The organism is Pseudomonas sp. W4I3 (assembly GCF_030816195.1).
GTDB lineage: Bacteria > Pseudomonadota > Gammaproteobacteria > Pseudomonadales > Pseudomonadaceae > Aquipseudomonas.
The window spans coordinates 4496797-4521653 of record NZ_JAUSXS010000001.1 but is presented as its reverse complement, the minus strand read 5'-3'; the positions used below and the strand labels follow the sequence as shown (position 1 = coordinate 4521653).

The following is a 24857-nucleotide window of genomic DNA, read 5'->3' as shown; positions in this document are numbered from 1 at the left end:
TTCACGAATGACGCTCTAACGATATCGAGGTATCACGGTGTGGTCTCCAATGTACTTTCGCGCGGGGATGGACGGAAGCCGGACCGCCTCTACGGCAGTGCCGGCAGCGCTCCGTTCACCCTGCAGCATCCGGAGTGCTTTTTAGGTCAGTGGCAACACCTTGCTCACCTTGAGCCGTCACGCGCAACCTGGAGTTTTGCCCACTGCTAACCGGTAAATCTGTCAGCAGGGTGGCCATGCGGGTGGCTAACTTGAACGAAAAGCGCCGAAGCTCAGGGACGGCGGTGGCTTCCCAATACTGCGCCTTGAGCATGGGCCCCACGTAGCTAAGCCAAGGGATCGGCTGATGCTGCTGATCCAACACGCGCAATTGGTCGTCCACAAGTATCCCGAAGCCACAAGGGTCGGCGCTAAGAAGCTCTTGCTCCAGCAAGTTGTTGACTAGGGGGGTATCGACTCGCTGGATGTCAAGGTTGGGCCCGGTGCAATTGATGATGCTGCTGACCCTGAGCGATACAGTTGCCTGGTCGCTGCGCCGTTTAAAACCCACAATCAACCCTTCGCCCAGCAGCGCCACATTGGTCAACCTGCCGGCATGAATGGTCAGTTGTCCACTTTCCAGATGGTTTCGAAAGTGGTCGAAAGTGGTAGGCGCCAAACGATGACGATGGACGTCCCACCAAGGTTGGACATGCCGTAGAAATTGTCGCTGCTGCGTGGTATCCATTGCGCACCAGAGTTTTTGTACCCACGGACGCAAGCTGTCGATCACGGCTCGCCAATCGCCTCCGCGGCGCTGGTGCTCCTTGACCCGCTTGCGCAGTGTCGCCATCAGCTGTCGAGGTGAGCCGCGCCCCAGGTGCACAGGGGCGCAAAGGGGGGCAATGGCCTCCGTTGAGTGTCCAAGGGGCAAGAGCCCGCGCCGAGAGAGTAAATGGATTGGGCCGCGATGGCCTTTTTGAAGCAGTAGCAGCGCCATGTCGACCGCTGTCAAGCCGGAGCCGATCAACAGCACTGCGGCGTCTGGATCGGACGCCAGGCATAGGGGAGGACTCCAGGGATCATGCGCGTAGGTCTGCGGACGTAGGGCCTTGTTCAAATTGCAGCAGTCGGCGGGAGGGAAGTTGCCAAAGGCGAGGATCACATGATCCGCCTCGAGGGTAAATCCATCCGACAGCTTGAGCCGGGCGCCGTCACCGCAGGGCTGCACCTGTATGACCTCCGCGACAATCCGTGACAACTGCGCGCCAGGGTTTAAGCGTTCAGCGCTGTCGAGCACATCGTTCAAGTAGTCGCCATAAAGGTTGCGACTGACGTACGAAGTAGACTCGACGTTGAGGTGTCGGCTTCTGCAGAACCTCAAAAAATCTTCTGGATCATCATCCAGCGCACTCATTTTCCCCACGCTGGCGTTCAATAGGTGAAGGGGGCTGCTGGTGCCGTAGGCCAGCCCTCGTGCCATGGCCCGCATACGATTGACCAGTATTATGCGCAGTTTGGTGTCTGCGCCGCGCAGGATCTGTGCCGCAGTGGCCACGCCGCTGAAGCCGGCACCGACGATAACGAGCGTCTTCATAATGGTTGCCCCATATGAGTGTAACGGTTAGTTCCAGCACCGGCGGTTGTGCAGGAATGCTTCGATGGTGTGCGCGGCCTGCTCGACAGAGATCGTTGCGCTATCGATCAAGATGTCGGGGGAGGGAGGCCGTTCATAGGGGGAGTCGATACCGGTGAAATTCTTGATCAGGCCCTTACGCGCCTTGGCGTACAGCCCTTTGGGGTCGCGTCGCTCCAGGACTGCCAGCGGCGCATCAATGAATATCTCGATGAAATCGTCGGGGGCGAAGAGAGCTCTGGCCATGCGACGCTCTTGTTCGAACGGTGAGATCAGGCACACCAAGGTGATCACGCCCGCATCCACCATCAGTTTGCCCACCTCGGCGGTACGCCTGATGTTTTCCTTGCGATCGTCATCGACAAAGCCCAGGTCGGCGGTCAGGCCCTGACGAAGCCGGTCACCGTCCAACAGGCACGTGTGCAATTGATGCTTGTGCAGGTTGGCCTGGACCCGGTTGGCTATGCAGGACTTGCCCGCGCCGGACATGCCGGTGAACCACAACAGGAGTGAACGGTGGCCCTTCAGATCGGAATGTTCCTGACGCCCGATCTCGAAGGGGTGTGCGGGACCAGGTCCGCATGCACTGGGAGGGTTGGCGGTAGTGCCAGCGAAGAAGGCATGAGGTATCTCCGTGGAGTTTGTGTGGGTCAGAACTCAACGACGGCGCGATAACGCACCTGATTGTTGCGCAGTGCATCCAGGGCCTGATTGATTCCTGTCGCCGGAAATGTCTCGACCAGTGGCCAGACGTGGTGCTCGCTGGCAAACGCCAACATTTGCAGCATGTCGTGACGCCCGCCAACGTTGGCGGTGGAAACGGTCAGGGTTTTGTAGGTCATGGCTGCGATATCCAAGGTGACCGGGTTGGGCATGCCTGCAAAGCACAGGGTGCCGCGCGGTCGCAGCAAGGCGATGGCGCTCGCCCAGTCCTGATCGTTGGAGGCCGTCACCAACAGGAAATCCAGCGTGTTTTCCTGGGTTTTCAACGTATCCGGGTCCAGGATGCAGAAGTGGCTGGCACCCAATTCCATGGCTTGGGATTTCTTGTCTTCAGAGCTCGACAGCGCGGTCACAGTGCACCCGAATTTGGCGGCGAACTGGATGGCCAGGTGACCCAGCCCGCCGATCCCCAGCACGCCGACCCGCATGTCCGGGCGAGTGCCACGCAGCAGTGCGGTAAACACCGTCTGTCCCGCGCAAAACAATGGCGCCGCCATGGCTGAGGGTAGGGCATCGGGAATGGCGAATACGAACTTTGCGTCACAGGTCAAAAAGTCCGCGAAGCCGCCTCGCTGCCCATCGCTGCACGTAGGCACCACCTTTGGACAATGCTGCTCTTCACCCTTCAGGCACCACTCGCATGCGAGGCATGCCCCCTTGTACCAGCCGACACCGACCCGTTGCCCCGCGGCGAGCCCCGTTACCGAGGACCCGCTGCGGACTACTTTTCCGACCACCTCATGACCACACACTTGCGGGTATTGAGAGGCTTCGCCCCAGTTTCCTTCGATCAAATGCAGGTCGCTCGTGCAGGCGCCGCAATGGGTGACCCGGATCTCGACTTCATTGGGACCCGGGTCCAGGCGGGGGTACGTAAAGGGCTCCAATGGCGAGCCTGGGCTATGGGCCGCCCATCCGGTGGTAGTCTGTGTCATGGGGTCTCTCCTGTGTCCAGGTTGAGTGCGGTGAGGTACTGCTGCGTCCATTCGGCATCGATCACCGGGCATTCCAGCTGCGCGACTTGCAACGGGGCCGGGTGGCTGAAGTGTTTGAAGTCTTCGATGATCATTGGAAGGATCAGCAACGTGCGCTGTAGCACGGCGTTGCCAGGTGCCTGGGCTTCGAGTCTGACGCGCCATTGAGCAAGGGGGAGTGCCGTGAACCGGTCCGTCCCCAAGAGTGTCTGGATCCAACTGCAGATCTGTTCCCAGCGGGTGTTTTCTGGGTTGTAAAGGTGATGGATTGACGTCGATTGCGTCATCAATCCGCCGAGGGCACAGCGCACGAAGATCCGTGCGACATGATCCACCGGCGTGAGATTCAGCGACCAGTCGCTTTGCGCCGGCCAGGCCTTGAGAGCAACACAGCTACGAATCATCAATCCGACATAGTCGTCGGGGTTGATGCGGTCGCAGGCATTGGCCTCAAGGGGAGCGCTGATGTCCCCGCATCTCAGGATGTGCAGATCTATGCCGGTCTGTTCACGGAACCTTATCGCCACGCTTTCAGCCACCAGCTTGGCTCGGTTGTAGCCTGTGGTCGGAACCGTCTCGGGCAAGGTTGAGGCGATGACAACGCGGGCACCGCCAAGGGCAGCCAGATGCAGCACTTCCAGAACGCCGCCCACGTTAGTCTCGGCCAGGCGTTCATAACGCTTGAGCCAGTTTACCTCGGCACCACAATGAATGATGCAGTCGACCTCCGAAGACAATCGACGGTAATCCTCGGGTGACAGGCCTAGCCGGGGTTGGCCCAAGTCCGCAACGACAGCCTCCACTGACCCAAGATCCGCAACCCGCTGCTGTGCGTGAGCCGGGTTTTCGGCCCGCACCAGACACAGAATGCGTTCCACGCCCACGGCCTGTTGCAGGTGGCGCACGATCATCCGTCCCAGGTACCCCGTGGCTCCTGTAACCAGTATCGTGCGCCGTGCCTCGCGTGGAGGCACATGCCTAACAGGCGCTTGCAGCCTGCCCAGGTAAAGCTCGGTTTCGGCTTCGACAGAGAAGGGGGGCTCCTTGACGCGCTCGCCTTGAAGCTCAAGCGCGATCAGCTGCGTAATGCCCGCCAGGGTAGCGTCGCGGGTAATGTCGGCAACGGAGAGATCGAAACGGAAAGTCCGGTTGATCAGGTTTATCAATTCCAACAGCAACAGGCTGCCACCCATGTCGAGGAAGTCACTGTCGGGGCCCAGGGTCACACCCTGAAGGTTCAGGCAGTCGCCCCATAAGGCAGCGACCCGGGATTGCAGGGGCGTGAGCGGCGGTTCGTCATCTGGCAGAGGGACCAGTGGCAGTTGCAGCAGTATGTGCGAACTCAGGCGCTTCTGACTGGCACCGGCCGGGATCGATGGGGTCAGGAAGTAGGCCACCGGAACGCTGAAGGCCGGCAAGTGTTGACTCGCCCATTGCCGCAGCGTGCTGGCATGGGGCGGGTGTTCGGCATCCGCTGGGGCGATAAAGGCCACCAGTTGCAGGTCAAGCCCGTCGCCGCGCGTGGTGACCAAGGCCGTACGTACTTCGGGATGAGCAATCAGGATGCGTTCCACATCGGTGCTGAATACCTTGAACCCGCGCAATTTCAAATGCGTGCTGCTGCGGCCCAGCAGGTGGATATTTCCGCTTTCGGTGAGTTGCACCCTATCACCGGTGCGCAGCAGCCGCCGGGCCAGGTCCGGGTGGGTTGGGCGCAGCGGATTGGATACGAAGGCCGCCTGGTCGGCCGTATCGTCCTTCAGATAACCCGGCGTGAGTCCCTGGGTGTGCACGTAGAGTTCGCCAGGGCTGCCCAGGCGAACGCATTCAAGTGTCGAGTCCAGCACGAAGGCTTCGGTGCCAGGGGTGAAGTGCAAGCGGCCTTGCGGGCCGACCAGGGCCACGTCCCCGGCTTCGTTCGAGCCATACAGATCGAGCACCTTGCAGTGGGGCAGGCAACGCGTGATCTGTTCGCGAATCGCGTCGGGTAGCGGCTCGCCGCTCAGCCACAGGGTATGCACACTGGCAAACGCCTGCTGGAATGCCTGTTCGTTTTGCAGCAGGCCGGCCACAAGACTGGGGGTGATCATCAATTGAGAGAGACGACTGCTTTGAATAAAACCTGTGAGAGCGTGGGGATCCAGCACCATGGCGTCCGGAATCAGGCAGGCCACCGCGCCGCTGAAGATGGGGTAGTAGACATAGCCGGTCATCCACGCATTGAGGCCGATGCGATCACCGGGACGCAAATGCTGACGCCAGAAGGCGAGTGAATCGAGGCGAGCGTGTTCGCCAATTGTGACGACCTTTGCCATACCCGTCGTACCAGAGGTCAGCAAGCCATAGGCCACATCACCGAAGGGCTGCGGTCGAACCTCTGGCGCAGCGTCGCAGCGCTCCGGCAGGCGGTCCAGCAGCAGCGTGCGATAACGGCCTGCCAGGGACTGGAGAGTCAGTGTATCGCCCACCACGACCACTGGATCGAGTTTCGCCAGGACGTTCGCGGTGGCGTCGGGGCCGTACCATTGCGGGATGTCCAGGTAGGGCCAGCGCAGCAGGCTGCAGGCGGTCATGGTCACTAGCGTGCGCAGGTCTTTGTCCAGGCGGATAGCCACCCAGCCGCCGTGGGGGCAACTGTGCAAAAGTCGCTCAGCCAGTTTGCAGGCCTGGTCATTCAGATCGCGGGCGCTCAGGCTTCGTTGGGGGCTGGCGGCGACCGTGCTGTCTGGGGCATCGCGCAGCAACTGACGCAGATGCGTGTGCCAGGAGGGCGTTGTTGCATCGGCCGGGGCGTTGAGACGCTGGGTCGTGATCTGCTGCTCGCGACTGTGTTGAGCTGCCGCCCGCTGGTACTGAGAAATCTGTGGGCTGACTTCATTCATCGCCGGGTTATCTCGATCGACAATGATCAGCTTGACCCCGGTGTGGCGTGCGTACGGGCTGTCGGGGCAGATCAGGCACAGCTGGCGATGACTCAGACGGCGTACGAACTCAAGCGACACCGGGTCTTCAGAGGTCGTCAGCGTCATCAGAGGCAGGTCCTGCAGCTGCTCGATCTCGCGGATGATTGCGTCGAAATGGCAGGCTGTGGGGCTGCTCCATAGCCAAACGGCATAGTCGCCAGGCAATTGCGCTGCCCATTGCAACGCACGCAGGAGCTGCTGCCTCGTCGATGCCAGCAACAAAACGCGCAGATGTGCCTGCGCCGGTTCATAAAGGCAGGCAAGGTGATCCTTCGTGGGGGGCACGCGCTGCCAGGCAGCTGCCAGATGGAAAAACGTGTAGAGGGGTTGCTTGTCCCGTGCCGTGGATTCGACGGCATCCGGAACCGTGATTTCCGGGTGCACGACTTGGGCGAAACCGCACGAGCGCTCGGCATCGTCATGCCAGCCTTGGAAAAATTGCCACTGTTCGACCTTTTCCGGTGCCCAGCTCAACAGGCGAGGCGAAAAGTCGACACCGGCGAAATCACAAAAGCGCGCCAGCGTGCCTCGCGTATCACCCATCAGGTCCTCATCACTGTCCAGGTACAGCACCTGATTGGCATCACACTGTTCGAGCACCCGCTCATGGATACGAGCCAGCTCATCGAAGCCGGATTCATCCGCATCGAAATACGTGGTGCCACCGCTCTGGCTGACGCGATACAGCGAACGCATCACATCCCGCGGCTGGCGGACCAGGAACACATGCCTGAATTGCGCCAGCCACGTGCTATCGATCGAGTCGAAGTCGACGAAGTAAGCGATCTCCTTGGAGAATTGCAAGCGGTGCGGTGGTGCTGGACGTGCGCCGAGCAACGCCATCGCCTCGGCGTAACCGGTAATGCCGGGCGGTCCGTTATTGGTCCGGCGGGTGTGCTCAATCAGGGCATGTTTTTCGGGAAAGTGCTTGGCCAGAAAGGGTTCGGAGAGTCTTTCGTGCAGCACCCTGACGTCCGGATGTTGCATCACGGCCCGCTCGAAAGCGGTAGAGCGGCTGCGGGAAACCGCCCACAGAATCACATTGGGCAAGGAATCAAATGACGTCAGCATAAACAGCTCCTTGTTAAGGCCTGTGCATGTGAAGCGTTCAGCGCGTAGCGTTGGGCTTTTTCAGCAGGATGAAGCCTGAAATCAGGATAAGGGCCAAACCGACCGCGGACCGGCCATTGAGCACTTCATTGAACAGCAACGCCCCCCAGGCAATCGCGAAGATCAGGTAGGTGTAATCGAATGCGCCGATGATCGAGGTCTCGCCGATTTGATAGGCGCGGGCGATGCCGGTACTGACCAGTACCATCAGAATCGCCAGCACCGCCATCACGCCCCAGTCGCTGATCGCCATGGGCGACCAGTCGCCTACCAAAAATCGCAGGCCCTCGTTGGCCGGCAGATGAGGGCCAGTCTGTGCAACGACAATGCTGCCGACCACCCCCATCAACAACAGGACGATGTTCAGCGCCAGGGCCAGGTGCATGGGCACCTCATTGGCGCACTTGCCCTTGGTCACGACCGCTGCGAGGGCATAGAAAATCGCAGCGAGCACGGGCAGCAGTGTCCATAGGTTGAAGTCAGCCTGACTGGGCGCGAGCGTGACCAGCACCCCGGCGAACCCCACCAGAATGGCCACCCATTTGCGCGGTGTGACATGCTCGTCCAGCGTGACTGCCGAGAACAAAGCGATAAACAAAGGTGTCGTATAGATTGCCAATGCGGCTATGGTCAGGCTGATGAAGGGCAGCGCGCTGTAAAAGGCAATCCACATCAGGGCAAGCAGCAGGCTTCTTGCGCCTATCCACAAAGGGGAAAGCGGCCTTTGCTGAGTTGTGCCGCGGCGGTACATCAGCAAGACGACGAGCATACCAATGGCCAGTACCGAACGAATCACGTAGAGCTGCCACATCGATGTATCGGCGCTGGTAGCCTTGATAAGAGCATCTGACACTGACAACAGGAACACCGAACCTACGACGATGAGTATGCTTTGTCGGTTTTCAGCGGCGGTAACGGTTGTGGTTGCAGACATGATGGATCCTGATGTGATCGACCTGGAGGATTCTGGTTGAGCTCGTATTGCATTTAAAGTGACTTATGGTTACGCAGGAGGAATGAAAATTATGGATAACTTCAAACGCTCACTGCCCCCACTTTCCAGCCTGGTTCCCTTTGAAGCCGCGGCGCGTCTGGAAAGTTTTTCCAAAGCCTCGGATGAGTTGCATCTCACCCAGGCTGCAATCAGTAAACAGATACGATCCCTGGAAGAATTCCTTGGCGTCGCGTTATTTACGCGTAGAAATCGCGCCGTATTTCTAACCGAGGCGGGCGCAGAGTTTCGCGACGCGGTGCGCACGGCGTTCTTGGGCATTGCTTCACGCGCCGAAGACTTGAAGTCAGGGCGAGATAACAGTGAAATCGTCCTAGAGGTTCAATTGTGCGAAGCCTTTTACTGGTTGATGCCAAATATCACGCATTTGCACAGGAAGTACCCTGACCTGGAAGTTCGCCTTAATGCATCCATCCAACCTATTACCGAAACCGCAGAAAAATTCGATATAGCCATCCAAACCTCGGGTCGCCCATCCGGTGATCACACCCGGCTGTTGACCTTGAGTGATGACGTGTTTCCGGTGTGTAGTCCCGGCTACCTGGCCTCGTTGGGCGATCACCCTCTGACCTTGCGAACCTTGGTGGATCTGCCTTTGCTGCATCACGTCGCTACGCCTCAGTACTGGAGCACCTGGAGCGACTGGCTGGGGGAGTTTCATATCAGGCCCGGCGAACTCAAGGGCAAGTTCTATGACAGTTATCCGGTCATGATGCAGGCGTGTGTCGAAGGCCTGGGTTTTGCCCTTGGGTGGCGTCGAACCAGTGAAAAGATGCTCGCCAGTGGTGATCTGGTAAGACCTTTTTCCGAATCCATACACCTCCCTGAAGCCCTGAGCGTGTACAGATGGCGTGATGAAACCCTGAACCTGTCGGCTCGCCAGGTGCTGGAATGGTTGAGTTCATCGTTCGCAGACTGACGACTGGTGGTCCGTGTGCAGCAGTCCCAGCGCGGCGAGAGTTTTTTTCTGAATATCGTGCACGGCATGCTCGCTGTTGGCCCCAAGTGCCGGGTCAACGATAAAGCGACCTTGCTGGTAGCCGTCGCTGTTCAGGCCGCGCTGCACACTGGCGCACAGGGGGATGTCTTCTTCACGGATCACGGCGACGAAATCGATGACCTCTTGCTCTTCGTGGGAGGGCGTTGCTGCCGTGCAAAACCATTCAACCACCTGCAAGGTCTTGTCCACGCTGACCGGCAAATGATGCAACACATTCATGTACCCTCCTGGATAGACCTCTAGGCAAAAGTTCGGCCACAGGTACCAGGCGCCGAATTCGCGCGATCGGGCCGAGCCTTGCTTCATCGTATAGCCCTGGTTGGCGCCGCTGTCGCTGCTGATATGGGCGTGATAATGCTCGTGGATCGCCAGGTGATAACTTTTCAGGTCAAGGGTTGCTGTCGAGAGAGTGGGATGGCACATCGGGCAGTGGTAACACTCCGAGTAATTTTCCACGGAGACCTTCCAGTTGGACTGTACGCCGTATTCCTTGGAGTAGGCGTGGAAAAGCTTTTCCGGAGCTGACGAAAAGGTTCGGATCGATGACTCGAGGCCGGGTAGCAGGGCCTGCATGGGCTGCGCATTCCAGTCGAAGTTGATGAAAATGAAACCGCAGAACACCTCCAGGCGTACCGGCTTGAGTTGAACCTGATCCGTGCTGAAGTCCTTGAGGTGCTCGGATTTACGCGCGCTGATCAACTGTCCACGGGTGTTGTAGGCCCAGGCGTGATACGGGCAGGTCAATAACCCAGGCACATGGCCGCTGCCCTCGACCAATCGATGCGCGCGATGCTGGCAAACATTATGAAAGGCCTGCAGCGTGCCGTCCTTGTCCCGGACCACCAGGGCACTTCGTCGACCGAGGTCTCGCACTCGATAGTCACCCGCGTTGGGCAGCGCGGAGACGTGGCAGACGTATTGCCAGGTACGTGCAAACACCGCTTCCATTTCCCGGTCGAACAACTGGTTGTCGATGTAATGTTCGTTGGGCAAGGTAAAAGACGCAAAAGGGTCGATGTCGAACCCGCGAGCCAGGAGCGACGGAGAAGGGGCGCTGGTCATGGAACCTCCATGGATCAGTTGGAAGGACAGTGAAATTTATCCGTACTGGGCGACGGGGTGCTCGAACTGCCGGGAGTCAAGCGTCAGCCCCAGGCCTGGGCGGTCACGCAGGTAGGCACGGCCTTGGCTGATTTCAAAATCCACCTCGGCCACGCGCATCTCATGGTGTCGGCAGCAATTCCAGCTGGCACGATGCAGGCGGTCAGGGGTCGAGGCCGCTAGATGCATCACGGCGCTGTCACTGACCTGGGTGCCGCCAACGTCTTCAATATTCATCCGGATGCCGTGGTAGATGCAGAAGTCCCGAAGCTGTCGGGCTCTGGTCAGGCCTCCAACGCGGCCAATCTTTAACCCGATCAGTTGGGCGATGTTCTGGCGCTGGCCTTGTATCAGGTCGCCAAGGGTCACAATGGACTCATCCAGAATGATCGGGTTCCTTGTCAGTTCTCGCACCGCTCGGCATTGCTCCAAGGATTCGCAGGGCTGTTCGAAGCACACTGTGGGGTCTTCCACGCTGTTCATTACGGCGACGGCCTCCGAAACCGTCCAGGCACGATTAACATCGAAAGTGATGACCTCCCCGGGCAGGCGCTGATCGAGCAGGCGCTGGATCTGAGCCACATCCTCCTCCACCCCGATGCCGACCTTGCAGGAGTGGGTGCGATAGCCTTCGCTGCGAGCGAGGGCCAAGTGGGTTGCCATCTGCTCTGTATCATCGGTGGGGATGCTGCTTTGCAAGGCGATCGACGCCTGGAACCGTCCACCAAGCAATGCATATACCGGCAACTGGCAGTGTTTGCCGAGGATGTCCCAGCATGCCAGGTCGATTGCAGTTTTCACGTAGGGGTGACCCGGTAGCATCACGTCCATGCGTGCATTGATCTGATCCAGGTGCAGTGGATTTTCACCCAGTAGATGCGGCGCCAATTCCTCAATGCCGGCCCGCACGCCTTTGGCATAGGCCGGCAAGTAAGTGGCGCCCCAAGGGCAACTCTCGCCGACGCCCACCAGGCCGCTGTCCGTGGTGACCAAGACGATGGTGGAGTCGAGTGAGTCATAGTGCAGTCGACCGCCGCTGAGGCTGTATTTATTCTTGAGCGGTATATCCAGTTGATAGACCTTGATAGAGGTAATTTTCATGGCGCGACCGCTCCCTGCCGCAGCGCCTGCCCGACTGCGCGGGCATGGGAGGGAACGCCCAAAATCAACTGGTGAAAAATTTGCTCGATGACGGGTAGTCTCAACGCCTGCTGGAGCTCGCCAACCGCTGCGATACTGTCCAGGCACGGTTCATAGCTATCCAGGTGTTCGGCAACCCAACTGGGGCCGCAACTCCAGTTCACCACCTGCTCGATCAGCGCGTCCGCAAGGCCTATTGCGCGGCCGATTTGCCAGGCCTCGTCGAGGATGACCTTATTGATGCAGGCCAAGAACTCCACTAGGTGCGAGGCCAGCTTGATCTTGCTGTTGTCGGTGAATACCAGGCCTGAATGAAACATCGGTGTGAGGGCTGGTGTGATACGGCCCATGAGGTCCTCAATCACTTCGCCGCTGTGGCAATAGTCGCGGTTGGCGCCATAGGGCGAAGGTGCATGAAAATCGGGGAGGGTGAGGGATAGATCGTTTTCCCGCTCACTCAAGGCCACAACTTTTACATGATTATCCTGGCTGTCGAACAGCGTTCCCGCCTGGCGATAGCGCTGGGCGACGATGCGTCCCAGCGGCATTGCCACCCCCAGTTCATCGGCCAGTGCCTCAGTGAGACTCGTGTCCTTGACGGTGATCTCCAACGTACAGGAATGATCGTAGCTAGCGTCGAATATGAACGGGGTCAGCTGGTTGCTGACAAAGCAGTTTCCCCGCGAAACTTTCACGTAGTCCCAGAGCCAGTGCAGCGGAATATCGTGGGCCTTGGCCATGACCAGTAATTCGGCCCATACCACGGTAGCGGTGTAGAACAGCAGGTTGGTGAGCAACTTGACCGATTGGCCGGCGCCGATCTCTCCAACGTAGAAAGACTTGCGGCCCATGGTGTCGAGCGTGCTCTGGCTCAATCGGTAGCCGCGCTCATCCCCGCCGATGTAGAAGCACACATTGGCGAAATCCACGCCCATATGTGACAGGTTGCTGACGGGCGCTTCCAGGCTGAATATATTTTTTTGCCAGGCTAATTCAGCGATATGACGGGTGTTGTGGTAATCGGTGGTGGATGTGTCGATCCACACCGTACCTTGCGCCATGCCTGCCAGGGCTCCGTGCTCGCCGGTCATGTTTTCCAGTACATGGTGCGGTAGCGGCAGGCAGGTCACCACGATCTGGCATGTGTGAGCGCACAGCGCAGGCGTGTCTTTCCACATGGCGCCCAACTCGATCACCGGGCCCGCACGTGCGGGGTCGATATCATGCACCTGGACCTCGTACCCCGCGTTCAGCAGGCGCTCTATCAATGGACGGCCCATATTGCCGGTACCGATGAAGCCGACTTTCGGCTTGGCAGCTTGCATATCGATTCCTCTTGAGGGTAATCAAGCGAGTTCGCGGGCCCTGCCGGCACCCTGGCCGGTTACCCAGATTGAGTTGAAGTTTTCAAGCATGACTTGCTGGCACGACAAGACCTGGTCGCTGCCCAGAGGGTTGAACCTGGCGTCCACGTTCGGGTACACAAAAAACGGCAGCGATACACGGGCGCTGTCCGCACGGTGAATGACTTGGTGCGGTGTACTGGTAAACAGGCCGTTACTCCACTTCATCAGCATGTCCCCCAAGTTGATCACCACTTCGTGTCCCCGAGGCGGTACGTCGATCCAACGTCCTTGGGAAAAAGCGCGTAGCGCGCAGGCATCACCGGCCTCTTGGAAAAGCAAGGTGAATATGCCGTTGTCCGTGTGTTTGCCCGCGCCACTGCGCTGGGGTGGGTAGTACAGGGCGCGCTGGATCAGCACCGGATCAGAAAAGAAGGGCTCGAAAAATAGCTTGTTCAATCCCAGTGCAAGCGCCAGCCCGTGTAATAATCCAGGCACCACGCGGTGCATGACTTGATCCTGCATGGCCAACATTGCCTTGGCAAAACCGGGAGCTATTTGCTCGTCGGGGAGCAGGTTCGGACCGGTGAAGGGTTTTTCACACAGGGCGGCTTCCCTTCCCATGTCGAAGTGCTGTTTACAATCGGGGCCCGTAGGCGCGTGCAATGTTTCGCCAAAGGTATGTACATAACCCCGACAAGTTTTGGGGCTGACCTGTTGGTGGTCTTGGGAAAACTGATTCTTGATCTCCAGCGGCAGTTCGAAGAATTGTCGCGCCGCAATAAATGCCTGTTCGATAAGCGACGGATTTATACCGTGATCGGTTAAATAAAAGAAACCGTCCTTAATACAGGTTTCACGTAGACGGCGTACTTCGCGCGGCGTATCAATAGACTCAAGCATTTCAAGTGAAATGCGATTTAAGGCTTCCATGCTACAGTCTCCTTATCGGGCAACTCTAAATGCCAGGTAGTGAGCATGTACCTCATCTAAATAAGGAGCATTCATAAGTGACGGTAGAGAGGATAGTTTTCTTGCCGCGACTAAACTGTCCAACAGGTCCGAAAAGTTTTCTGCTGCATAAAACGTGCAGCGCGTGCTAAACAATAAAAGTCCGCCGGGGGAGGTCATGCGAATAAGTTCGTGAATGGCTTCTATGGGCAGGTGACCTTCGATGAACGCACCGCAACACAAGGTTACGTCATACCTGTTGTCCGCAATCAACGTGTTGTGTTCGGTCAGATCCACGCCGCCGTAGAGCGCCCCATACGCTTGAGTCTGACGCGCCAACTCTGTCATCGCCGGTGATAGGTCGCATCCTTCTATGCTGCTAAAACCTCGCTGGGTCAGTTCTTTCCCCACCAATCCGGTCCCGCAACAGGCATCCATGATGCGCAAAGCGCTACGAGGTTGTTTGTTGTTTGTGTCTGCGTTGCCAAGCAGCGATGTCAGCAGGTCGCTGATCACGAGTGGGCCACAATAGTTCTCTTCTGACACATCGTTGTCGTAATCAGTAGACCATGTCTCATAGTAATCCCTGAGGCGAAAGTAGTCGCGATTGAAGTTCAGGGCGCGATTGACCGATGTCGCACAATAGGCGTCGGAAGTTCTCGTGGCGTTATTTTCGCTGGCCATACTGTATTCTCCGGAAAATTATTTTTCAGGTTGAATGAATCAGGGTGGTGGCGTGAGTGAGTGTTCATTCTTATTCGCCAGTTGGCGCACTGTAAAGACCAAATAGACGACTTATCCTTCGTCTTTTTCCTACATTGGTAACCAGGTGTTATACATTCCGTCTGCCCGTGGGGGGCGCAAGCCAAGGGCTATCGGAGTATTTCTACTTCAAAGTTCAGTTGGTTGATGTGTCGCTATCGCGCCGGAGCACTCGGTTGCTCAAGCCCATCGGCGGAGGAGCGAATCTCATCGGCCTACCTTCACTCAGCGGTGTTTGCGAAGATCAATGGGGGTGATTTCGAGAGGGCAATACTGAACGTGAGGCTGAGGGCATCCGTGTCAAGCCATCCCAAGCATGCCCTCAACCCTGGCCCGAAGGTAACAATTCACCGGAAGTGGATGGACTTCTATGGTCTACGAAAAACAGAAGTGATCAGGATGAACAAGCTTCCTGACGACGCTCAAAGACTCTCAGGGTCGCCAAAGAACATTTTGCCTAGGCTCTAGGGCGGCTATTTCAGGTCAATAGAGCTTTTGTTTGCCCCCACTTTTGCCCCCAGTCGCCGTGCTCTAGGCGGCTTTCGTCTACTCGCAAGAATGGCGCCTCGATCCTCGAAGGCTTTTAAGCACTTGCAAAGTGGCTCGTCGCAGTGAGCGACGCACTTTCCATAGGCTGATCTCGCATCCCTAGGCAGGTTAGATCAGCGTTAGTACCAAATAGCTTACACCGTCTGCGGCGGGCAGGACCGGTGACCAAGCCCATTCGTGCCATCGCGGCATGTCTGAAATTCCATCTGATCGCATTTCCCTGGCTCCCGGAAACCCCTAATTTAGACGCCTACGTATGTGTTTGAAGGATGAGAGATATTCTTCAAGTAGCGCTCGACCACTGTTGATCAACCCTGCAAAGCGCTTGGCGTCCAGAGGTGGAATGCGCGTTCAGGCTGTGACGACGTAGTACGCAGCCTCGGGTATGCGGTTAACGCACATGAATTGATTCAGGGAAATGATCAAAAAATTATGCCTCACGTGGAATGCCTATCTTTGTTCTGCCGTCTTATATGGACTTTTAACTAAATGTCTATGGGGTTTCATATTAAGAGAGCGCAGTAATGATCAGATTTAACGACCTAGCCATTTTTGTGCGTGTGGCAACCGTTGACAGTTTCTCCGTCGTGGCCAGGGAAATGGATCTCTTTCCTGCTCAAATCAGCGCCGCTATCAAACGCTTGGAGTGTGAACTTGATACGCGCCTGTTTGCGAGATCAACACGAAGTCTGCGCCTAACAGCCGAAGGCGAACGTTATCTGCCTTATGCTCGGGAGGTTTTGAACACACTCAGTGAGGGGCGAGCCGGGTTACAACAGGACGATCGTAAACTCCATGGCGTCTTGCAGATCGCCAGTGCCTCAGATTTCGGGAGAAATGTGTTGCTTCCTTGGCTGATCGATTTTCGTCGAGACAACCCTGGTCTGGTGCTTCGAGTGATGTTGTCCGATAGCGTCTCGGACATCTTTCGCGATCCGATAGATGTAGCCGTCAGGTATGGCACGGTACAAAACGCCGACTTTATCTCTTTGCCCTTAGTGCCTGGCAATCGGCGTGTACTGGCTGCATCGCCGGCTTATATAGCGCTGCACGGGCGGCCCAAGTCCGTGGAAGATCTTAAGACTCATGCGTGTCTTCGTTTCCATATGAATGGAAAACTCTACGACAGGTGGATATTTCCCAAGTTGCCGGAGAGCGACTTCGTTATTGTAAACGGCCCTGTTCTAAGCGATGACGCAGACGTCATTCGACGATGCGCCATCGCGGGGGAGGGGATTTTGTACAAATCATGGATGGACGTTTGTGAAGATGTCAGTGCCGGTCACTTGGAGGTATTACTACCTGAGGTTCCAGGTGAGCTTTACCCTTTGAGTTTCGTTTGCCCGCACAGGAAACAGTTTACCCCGGCGATTCGTTTGCTTTACGCGTACTTGAAAGATAAGTGTGAATCGCTGTTGATGACGCACGCCTAGGCGTGCGCCAGACGTTATTGTGCCAACACCTATCTGCTTCAATCTAGCTGGACAGAAAGCCCGGGATAGTCGGTGTACCCTTCCTTCCCTTGGCTGAACCACGTCGAACGATCCTCTTGCCCCAGCGGCAAGCGACGGCGAAGTACCTCTGGCAGCTGGGGATTGGCGATAAATGGACGTCCGAACGCCACGGCGTCGGCAATACCCGCTTCCACAACCGCCTCGGCACGAGCCGAATCGTAATCTGAGTTAAGGATAAGCGTGCCTTTGAAGGCATTACGAATGATGGCTGCGCTTGGAGGGTATTCCGAGACGCCAAAACTCCCGTCAGCCGGCGGCTCGCGAAGCTCGAGATGGGCAATACCGATCTCGGATAACACTTCAGCGGCGTGGGTAAACAAAGGCACAGGATTACTGTCCCTCACGCCTTGGTCATGACTGCTGGGGGTTAACCGAACACCCGTCCGATCTGCTCCAACGACTCCCGCGACCGCTTGCGTCACTTCCTTGAGCAGCCTGACCCTGTTCTCAATTGAGCCTCCATAGGCGTCGGTGCGAAAGTTGCCGCTGTCGCGTAAAAACTGATCGATCAGGTATCCGTTGGCGGCGTGAATCTGGACGCCATCAAACCCCGCCAGCAACGCATTCCTGCCTGCCTGGGCGAAATCGGCAATCAGTGGCGCGATCTCCTCGAGCGGTAGCGCTCGAGCCTGGGAGTAGGGTTGTTTCCCCGCGTAGGTATGGGCCAGTCCAGGTGCTGTCGTCACCGAGGGACCTATGGGTTGTGCGCCGTCAAGGAAGCTGGGATGTACCACCCGGCCCATGTGCCACAGTTGAGCAATTATTCGACCACCGCCAGCGTGCACAGCGTCGGTAATCAATCGCCAGCCGGCAATTTGCTCAGCGGACCAGATACCGGTTGCATAGGCCCATCCCAGGCCTTGCTGGCTGATGCCGATCGCCTCGCTGATGATAAGCCCCGCCATCGCTGACTTATACCCTAAACGGTACATAGTTTTGTCATCTGGGACCGAAGGTCTAACAGGTGTTGGCTTTCAATCATCCTAGCCTTACGATGTAGAAATACATCCTAAGACATCGTAATTCCTAAGCGCCCACGGCTACGTCGGCGCTTTTTTATTTTCCGATCCACAGCCCTAGTCGCGGCCCCTGGCCCAGTGTTTCCAGTCAGGCTGAAGGATGGGTAGTTGCACAGACTTGCCCACCCGTTTGCATTCAACTTGACCAGCCATTTGCATCGGACTTGACTACCAGCGTCGTGGCGGTGACCGGCAGAGAACGACCCACTGCAGCCGTTCAAACTTGCACCAAGCGCGTCCCCGGAGCGAGGAATTCTTATTCCCGAGCTGGTTGCATGCCTTAGACGATCTTTCCACGAGGTGGTGCGCTCGAATAGTGAAAGCCTGGATGACATCGGATTTGATCCAACTCTGTACGGTATCCACACGTTAGGGAGAACCAAGGCCTTGTTGAGCGGTAGATAGCCGACCGCGCGCTAGCTTGCTCGCGAAAAATCGTCCGGTAAATGCGGTCATGCAGACTAGTTCCGTAATCGATGGCGTCGTGCATTCACTCTCATTTCGTCCACAGTGTTTGTCCGGCGCTGCACTGTTTGGCGCCAGGGCAAACCCCTAGCATCGTCTCTACCAACTGAACCCATCCCACGGGTTCACGGGGTAACAGTCATCCAACCTGAACGAGACGGTGAACTCCATGAATATTTCGAAAATCGCGATTTTTCTGGCACTCAGTTACATCGGTGCGCAGGCCTCTGCCGAAGAAAGCCACGCCAAGGTGTCGGCCAATCAGCCAATGGTTGAGACTTACACCTATGGTTCGAAACTGGACGTGAAAAAGGTCATTTCCATAACCGATGTTCCGCCAGAGTGTGGCCCGGTTTCGGCGCAAATGACTTATGAAGATTCTCAAGGTCAGCGGCATGTCCTGCAATATCAAGTCATGGGCACCGGATGTTCGAACGGCTGAGTGCTGTGATGAAAGTGGAGGGTCGACACTCCATCTGGGCAGAACGTGTACTTTCAGTTGTTTTTTTAGTGTTTTGACGAGCGCGCAATTTTGTCATCGGTCGCCAGCAACCCTGGCAGATAATCTTTGAGAAACTGCACCCAGGTTTTTATTTTTGCATCGACGAATTTTCGTGAAGGGTAAATCGCAAACAGGTTCAACTCCTCAAAATGGTATTCCGGCAATACCCGCACTAAGGTGCCTGCCTTGAGACCGGCCACGGCTGACGCAATCGGCTGGATGCCAATGCCCATGCCACAAGTGATCGCAACGGTCATGGCATCAGCAGTGTTGACGTGGAACGGCGACACGGGTGTATTCAGCGTTTCCACGCCTTCAGGCCCTTCGAAAATCCAGTGTTCGGCCGGCATGACCGTGTTGACGATCCTCAAGCAATCATGCTCACCCAGCGAACCCGGCGTGTCGGGCATTCCGCGTTTCTTCAGGTACACAGGCGAAGCGCACAGAATGCTGTATGTGATGCCCAGCCGTTGTGCGACAAACCCCGAGTCGGGCAAGTCCCGCGCCAGCACGATCGACATGTCATAGCCTTCCTCCAGCAAATCCGGCAGCCGATTGGTCAAGGTCAGATCAAACAAGACCGAGGGATGTGTCTCGCGGTATTGGGCGATGGCGTCGATCACGTAATGGTTGCCGATGGCCGACATCGCATGAATCTTCAAGCGGCCCACAGGGGTGATCTGTGCGGTGCCTGCTTCCTCCTCGGCTTCACGCAGTTCTTCCAGAATTCTCTCGCAGCGTTGCAGATAACGTGTGCCGGCCTCGGTCAACGCCAGGCGGCGGGTCGTGCGGTTGATCAGGCGGGTTTGCAGACGGGCTTCCAGACTGGAAACCGCTTTGGAAACGTTGGTCGTGGTGGTGTCCAGCAACTGGGCCGCTGCGGTAAAGCTGCCGCTTTGGGCGACCGCCATGAAGCAGCGCATGGTCTGGAAAACATCCATCGGTTTCACCTCAAGGTATAGCCAAAAAAAGGGACGGTCGGTGCCGTCCCTTGTCGTGCATTATTGTTTGCGCGGGATGAATCCCGGCACACCCGTCTCGACCACCGAATTGAAGCGTATCCGCGTTGTGATCTCTTCGCGAATTTCCAGCATGGCCCGGTGCGGCAAAGTAGCGATATCGAAGTTTTCGCGGATATGGCTCGGTGTCGCCGAAGTAGTCAGGAACGCTACACCCCGTTGCACAGCCCAGGCCAGTAATACTTGGGCCGGGGTGCGCTGCAAATGCCGGGCGATCCCGGTAATCACCTCGTCTTCCAGCACGTTCGGCTCCATGCCATGCCCGAGCGGGGCAAAGGCGAGGACCACGATGCCATGCTCCTTGCAGAACTCCAGCAGTTCCCATTCCGGCAAGTACGGGTGGGATTCGACTTGCACCACTGCGGGTTTGATCCGCGCCTCGGCCACGATCTCTTTCAGCGCTTCGAGGGTGATATCGGACAAGCCGATTGCGCCGCAACGACCCTCATCCACCAGTTGCTCAAGTGCGCGCCAGGTGTCGATCAGCTTCACGTCACCGTCGTAGAGGACATGCCCGAAAGCATCCCGCGGGTCTTGATCGTCACCCGCCTTGAAGGCGAAAGGCGTGTGGATCAGGTAGCAATCGATGTAGTCCACCTGGAGCCGACGGCAACTGGCTTCGAACGCCGGCAACACGCGCTCGGGACGGTGGTTGGTGTTCCACAGTTTGGTGGTGATGAACAAGTCTTCGCGCCGCGCCTTGCCCGCGTCCAAGAACGCCTTGAAGGCAACGCCAACACTTTCTTCGTTGCGATACCGCTCGGCGCAATCGAAATGGCGGAACCCGGTTTCCAGCGCGTGGGTAATCGCCTCGGTAGTGACGCTGAGGTCTTTGAACAGGGTGCCGAAGCCGACGGCAGGCATCTTGCCCGTACCGTGATTCAGCGCAAATTTTGTATCGCGAAGTTCATCGTGAAAGGCTTCGTAGGACATGTCATTACTCCAATATCGAGGCCGCAGCCTCTACTGATACGAACGTTGTAGGGCTTCGCGACTGGCAACCCGTTGCTCGAAGACGCCAATGGAATTGCCGCCGAGGGCAACAAACAGCTGCACGGTGTCGAGGTACTGCGCGGTCTTCACGCGGATATGGCCCAGCAGCGACTGTTGGTAGGCTCGCTCGGCTTCCAGCACCTGGAGGATGCTGTTTTCACCTTGGGCATAGGCTTGCTGGTTCAAACGCAGGCTGGTTTCGGCCGCTTGCAGAGCGTCTTCCTGGGCACGGAATTCTTCCGCGTCGTGGTTGATCGCTTGCAGCGTGTCCGCGACCTGGCCGAACGAACTGATGACGGTCTGCTGATAGCCGGCGAGCGTCGCGTTGTAGCCTTCGACGGCTGCCTGCTGCTCAGCCTTGAGGGTTCCGCCGTTGAAGATCGGTGCCGTCAGGCCCGCGGCAAAACCCCAGAGCGCGGCACCGCCATTGCCTGAAGCGGCCTGGGCCAGAGACGCGGACAACGTCACCCGCGGATAGAGATTGGCGGTCGCCACGCCAACGGCGGCACTGGCGATGTGCAGCTCGGCTTCGGCCTGGCGCACGTCTGGCCGGTCGTGGGCCATTTCCGAGGGCAGGCTGACCGGCACGTTCGACGGCAAGGCGAATTCGTCGAGGTGGAAGTCCGGCGCGATCCAGTCCGCCGGGCCGTTGCCCGTCAGGATCGACAGCGCATGGCGGGCCGCATCACGTTGCTGGGCCAATGGCGGCAGCAGCGTGCGGTCCTGGGCAAGCCGCGTCTCGGCCAGCGAAACATCAATCTGCGTGGTCGCGCCGTTGATCAGCGCCGCGCGTACCAGTTCGAGGTTCTTGGTGTCGTTGGCCAGCAGTTTCTCCACGGCCTGGATTTGCGCGTTGGCCGATGCGATCAACAACGACTGGCTGGCAACCTCGCCGGTCAGGGTCAGGTACGCCGCCTCAAAGCGATGCTTTTGCAGATCGGTGAGCGCTTGCTGCTGTTCGACCAGCCGTTTATTGCCACCGAACACATCCAGGTCGAAACCGACCCGTGGCCCGATCGCGTAGAAGTTGGAGATCGAAGGCTCCTTGGCGTTGTGCACCCGTTGACGACCCGCCGTCGCGCCGAAGTCGACCTGCGGGTATAACGCGCCTTGCGCCGCCGCTACGGATTGCGACGCTTGGCGAATGGTGGCGTCGGCGGCGACCAGTTCAAGGTTGCCGTCGATGGCCCGGCGTACCACCTGGTCGAGCTTGGGCGAGCGGAAGGCCGACCACCATTGCCCACTGACTTTCTGGCCAAGCGCGATGCGCTGCTGGCCGCCGAGATGTTGTTCGGCCTGTTGGTCGTAGTGCTGCGATGGGCTGGCACCCGGAGTTTTAAAGTCAGGGCCGACGGTGCAGGCCGAGAGAAAAACCAGCGCCGACAGTGCCGTGAGTTTCGGTTGGAACAAATGACTGGATTTCATTGGGCACACTCCACGAAAACTAATTGGCCGCAGCGGGTTTGCGAAGAAAGACAATCAGCGGACTCACCACCAGCATCGCCACCATCAAGATCTTGAACTGGTCGACAACGGCGATGAACGCAGCCTGGTGGGTGATCAGGTGGTTGAGCCCTTCAAGCGCCGGCAGTGGCAACGACGCGGTACCGAAATGCGCGGCGGTGCTATAGGGCGTCACGTTGTTGCCAAGCGCCAGATGCATCGCCTGCGTATTGTTGAAGAAGAAAATCTGCACGATCGCCACACCGATGGTGCTGCCGTAAACACGGGAAAGATTGAACAGACCAGTGCCTTCCGGACGCAGCGCAGGGTCGAGTGTGCTGAACGCAACCTTGGTCAGCGACGGCATCAACATGCCGATGCCGATTCCCTGGATCGCCCCGGTCACCGCAACCGGCGACCAGTCCATCAACGGCGAATAGCCGAGCATCAACCAGTTGGCATAAATCACCGCGCCCGCGCCTGCCGCCACGAACCACCGACGGTCGAAACGCTCCGGCACACGCCCCATCAGCAGGAACGCGCCGACCAGCCCGATACCGCGCGGGATGGTCAGGGCACCGGTGGTGTCAGGCGGATAGCCGAGGATTTCATCGAGCATCGGCGACGTCAGGGCCATGGTCGACAGCAGCACGAAACCGACGGCGAAAAAGATGATCGTCGACAGCACGAAATTGCGATCGCGGAACAGGCTCTTGTTGAGAAAATGCGCCTGTTTGGTGAACACATGCACCAGGAACAAGTGAAAACCCAGCCCGCTGGCCAGCGCCTCGATCCAGATTTCCGGCGAGTCGAACCAGTCCATGCGTTCGCCACGGTCGAGCAGCATTTGCAGGCTGATCAGGCACAGCGTGAAACTGCCGAAGCCGAAGAAATCGAAAGACGGCGCCTTCGCGGCTTTCTTTTCGGTGAGCAACAGCGCTACGACCAGGAAGATGTACGCCGACAACGGCAGGCTGATGTAGAAGATCGGACGCCAGTCGTAATGCTCGGCGATCCAGCCACCGATGCTCGGGCCGCTGACGATGCCCACTAGCACGATGGCGGTCCAGGTCGCGCCGAACTTCATGCGCTTCTCGGGTGCCAACGTCTCCATGGCAATCGCCATCGACAGCGGCGCCAACACACCACTCGCCAAGCCTTGAATAATGCGTGCACCGATGAACTCCAGCGGCGTACTGGAAACAGTGGCCAGCAGCAAACCGAGCACGAAGAACGCCAGCGCGGCTTGATACACAAGCTTCAAGCCAAAGCGCCCGGCAAGCCATTGGGCGATTGGCATGGTGATCGCGCTCGCCGCCAGGTACGCGGTGAAAATCCAGCCCGCCTGGTCGTCGGTCATCGACAGGCTGCCTTGAATCAGCCGCAGTACCGCGTTTGGCAACGGCAGGTTTGCCGACTGCATGTAAGTCGCGAGCAGAACGGCCAACCTGAGCGAGCGCGCACTGCTTGCATTCGGGGTTGTATCTGCAGGGGCGTTCATTAGAAGTTACCTGCCGTCAGCAACGATTTGAGTGGTTGCCACCATGGCGTGCTGTAACCGGTGTCAACCTTGACCGTGGCGCTGGTGCCCGAAAACAGCGGCAGGGCGGGGTCGGCGTCGTCCAGTTCAAGGCGAACCGGTACCCGCTGAACCACCTTCACCCAGTTACCGGTGGCGTTTTCCGGCGGGAGCAGGGCGAAGTCCGAACCGGCACCGGGGCTCATGCTGGTGACGTGGGCCTTGAACACGCGATCCGGGTAGGTGTCGATGCGGATGGTCGCTTCCTGTCCGGGGCGCATGTGCGTGACCTGGGTTTCACGGAAGTTGGCTTCAACCCAGATATCGTGGTCGGAAATCAACGCAAACGCAGGCGCGCCGTTGTTCAGGTAGTTGCCCACCTGCAAGTCATCGACCTTGGCAACGATGCCGTCAGCCGGCGCATAAACCGTGGCGTACGCGAGGTACAACTGCGCTTCGTCCAGATGCGCCTTGGCCTCACGAACGCTCGGATGGCTATCGGCTTCGATGTTCGGGGTGCCGTTCAAGGCCACAACGGTGCTGGCGATCTGTTGCTCGATGGACGCGATGCGCTGCCGTGACACTTTGAGGTCGGTTTCCGAGCGCTCATAAAGCGAGCGGGAAACGAACTCGGTCGCCACCAGCGCTTTCTTGCGGGCAAATTCCTTCTGATCGAAACCCGCCGATTCTTTGGCCGATTGCAGTTCCGCTTGTTGCTGGCGATAGCTGGCCTTGAGGCCATCGATGCGCAACCGCGCGACGCTCAGTTGTGCTTCGGCACGATTGATCGCGATCTGCAACGGCTTGGGATCGATGCGAAACAGCACCTGGCCCTTGGTGACCTTCTGATTGTCCTCAACGGCGATTTCCACCACCTGTCCGGAAATCCGTGCGTTGATCGAGGCCTTGGCCACCCGTGCGTAGGCGTTATCGGTAGTGACGAAAGGCACGCCCGTCATGTAGTGGGCGTAGCCAATGGCGGCGAAGAGTGCAGGCACCCCAACCATCAGCCAGGGCCGCAGTTTTTCCTTCAAGGGTTTCTTGATGGGCGATTGGGCCTCAAAGGCCTGCGAAGCGGGGATATCGATTTGTGTCGTCATGATCGAAAGCACCTTTAACCGGGAATTCGGGCCTGGCGTC

19 protein-coding genes are annotated in these 24857 nt (G+C 58.0%); 3 read left to right on the top strand and 16 right to left on the bottom strand.

Annotated elements, in window-relative coordinates; genetic code table 11:
- Positions 1 to 115: 115 nt before the first annotated feature.
- The 5 genes from QF045_RS20450 to QF045_RS20430 form a co-directional block, all read right to left on the bottom strand.
- Positions 116 to 1576: an FAD/NAD(P)-binding protein gene (locus tag QF045_RS20450; protein WP_306493764.1), complete on the bottom strand. Its 1461-nt coding sequence runs from the start codon at positions 1574 to 1576 to the stop codon at positions 116 to 118.
- A gap of 27 nt (positions 1577 to 1603) precedes the next feature.
- Positions 1604 to 2167 carry an adenylyl-sulfate kinase gene (cysC, locus tag QF045_RS20445; RefSeq protein WP_306494928.1) on the bottom strand — a complete coding sequence of 188 codons (564 nt, stop codon included), beginning with the start codon at positions 2165 to 2167 and terminating at the stop codon, positions 1604 to 1606.
- Positions 2168 to 2265: 98 nt separating this feature from the next.
- Positions 2266 to 3273, bottom strand: coding sequence for an NAD(P)-dependent alcohol dehydrogenase (locus tag QF045_RS20440; protein WP_306493763.1), 1008 nt, complete (start codon positions 3271 to 3273; stop codon positions 2266 to 2268).
- On the bottom strand, positions 3270 to 7346 hold the full coding sequence (locus QF045_RS20435; protein WP_306493762.1) for an SDR family oxidoreductase: 4077 nt from the start codon (positions 7344 to 7346) through the stop codon (positions 3270 to 3272). The genes QF045_RS20440 and QF045_RS20435 overlap by 4 nt, the downstream gene beginning before the upstream one ends.
- A gap of 37 nt (positions 7347 to 7383) precedes the next feature.
- On the bottom strand, positions 7384 to 8319 hold the full coding sequence (locus tag QF045_RS20430; RefSeq protein ID WP_306493761.1) for a DMT family transporter: 936 nt from the start codon (positions 8317 to 8319) through the stop codon (positions 7384 to 7386).
- 91 nt (positions 8320 to 8410) lie between these two features.
- On the opposite strand from QF045_RS20430, the gene QF045_RS20425 reads away from it, so the two are divergent.
- Entirely contained in the window at positions 8411 to 9316 is a 906-nt protein-coding gene (locus QF045_RS20425; RefSeq protein ID WP_306493759.1) for a LysR substrate-binding domain-containing protein, read from the top strand.
- Here the strand turns inward: QF045_RS20425 and QF045_RS20420 are convergent.
- From QF045_RS20420 to QF045_RS20400, 5 genes are read right to left on the bottom strand one after another with little or no spacing between them, the layout of a single operon-like run.
- Entirely contained in the window at positions 9299 to 10459 is a 1161-nt protein-coding gene (locus tag QF045_RS20420; RefSeq protein WP_306493758.1) for an aromatic ring-hydroxylating dioxygenase subunit alpha, read from the bottom strand. The two genes, QF045_RS20425 and QF045_RS20420, sit on opposite strands and share 18 nt — an antisense overlap.
- 36 nt (positions 10460 to 10495) lie before the next feature.
- The gene (locus QF045_RS20415) at positions 10496 to 11599 is read right to left on the bottom strand and encodes a mandelate racemase/muconate lactonizing enzyme family protein (RefSeq protein ID WP_306493757.1); all 1104 of its coding nucleotides are present in this window, start codon (positions 11597 to 11599) and stop codon (positions 10496 to 10498) included.
- On the bottom strand, positions 11596 to 12963 hold the full coding sequence (locus tag QF045_RS20410) for an NAD(P)-dependent oxidoreductase (RefSeq protein ID WP_306493756.1): 1368 nt from the start codon (positions 12961 to 12963) through the stop codon (positions 11596 to 11598). The genes QF045_RS20415 and QF045_RS20410 overlap by 4 nt, the downstream gene beginning before the upstream one ends.
- A gap of 21 nt (positions 12964 to 12984) precedes the next feature.
- A complete protein-coding gene (locus QF045_RS20405) occupies positions 12985 to 13914 on the bottom strand; it encodes a 2-oxoglutarate and iron-dependent oxygenase domain-containing protein (RefSeq protein ID WP_306493755.1) in 930 nt (309 codons plus the stop codon).
- 12 nt (positions 13915 to 13926) lie between these two features.
- Positions 13927 to 14616 carry a class I SAM-dependent methyltransferase gene (locus QF045_RS20400; protein WP_306493754.1) on the bottom strand — a complete coding sequence of 230 codons (690 nt, stop codon included), beginning with the start codon at positions 14614 to 14616 and terminating at the stop codon, positions 13927 to 13929.
- Positions 14617 to 15767: 1151 nt separating this feature from the next.
- Between QF045_RS20400 and QF045_RS20395 the strand changes: the two genes are divergently transcribed.
- The gene (locus QF045_RS20395) at positions 15768 to 16676 is read left to right on the top strand and encodes a LysR family transcriptional regulator (RefSeq protein ID WP_124367008.1); all 909 of its coding nucleotides are present in this window, start codon (positions 15768 to 15770) and stop codon (positions 16674 to 16676) included.
- Between the two features lie 38 nt (positions 16677 to 16714).
- Here the strand turns inward: QF045_RS20395 and QF045_RS20390 are convergent, their stop codons facing one another.
- Entirely contained in the window at positions 16715 to 17689 is a 975-nt protein-coding gene (locus QF045_RS20390) for an alkene reductase (protein ID WP_306493753.1), read from the bottom strand.
- A gap of 721 nt (positions 17690 to 18410) precedes the next feature.
- Here QF045_RS20390 and QF045_RS20380 point away from each other — a divergent pair.
- Positions 18411 to 18683 (top strand): DUF2790 domain-containing protein, encoded by a 273-nt coding sequence (locus QF045_RS20380; RefSeq protein WP_306493752.1) that lies wholly within the window; start codon positions 18411 to 18413, stop codon positions 18681 to 18683.
- A 65-nt stretch (positions 18684 to 18748) separates the two neighbouring features.
- Here QF045_RS20380 and QF045_RS20375 read toward each other — a convergent pair whose 3' ends face one another.
- From QF045_RS20375 to QF045_RS20355, 5 genes are read right to left on the bottom strand one after another with little or no spacing between them, the layout of a single operon-like run.
- Positions 18749 to 19684 (bottom strand): LysR family transcriptional regulator, encoded by a 936-nt coding sequence (locus tag QF045_RS20375; protein ID WP_306493751.1) that lies wholly within the window; start codon positions 19682 to 19684, stop codon positions 18749 to 18751.
- A 60-nt stretch (positions 19685 to 19744) separates the two neighbouring features.
- On the bottom strand, positions 19745 to 20695 hold the full coding sequence (locus QF045_RS20370) for an aldo/keto reductase (protein WP_306493750.1): 951 nt from the start codon (positions 20693 to 20695) through the stop codon (positions 19745 to 19747).
- A gap of 30 nt (positions 20696 to 20725) precedes the next feature.
- Entirely contained in the window at positions 20726 to 22180 is a 1455-nt protein-coding gene (locus tag QF045_RS20365) for an efflux transporter outer membrane subunit (RefSeq protein ID WP_306493749.1), read from the bottom strand.
- A 19-nt stretch (positions 22181 to 22199) separates the two neighbouring features.
- Positions 22200 to 23699 (bottom strand): DHA2 family efflux MFS transporter permease subunit, encoded by a 1500-nt coding sequence (locus tag QF045_RS20360; RefSeq protein ID WP_306493748.1) that lies wholly within the window; start codon positions 23697 to 23699, stop codon positions 22200 to 22202.
- Positions 23699 to 24817, bottom strand: coding sequence for an HlyD family secretion protein (locus tag QF045_RS20355; RefSeq protein WP_306493747.1), 1119 nt, complete (start codon positions 24815 to 24817; stop codon positions 23699 to 23701). The genes QF045_RS20360 and QF045_RS20355 overlap by 1 nt, the downstream gene beginning before the upstream one ends.
- Positions 24818 to 24857 lie beyond the last annotated feature (40 nt).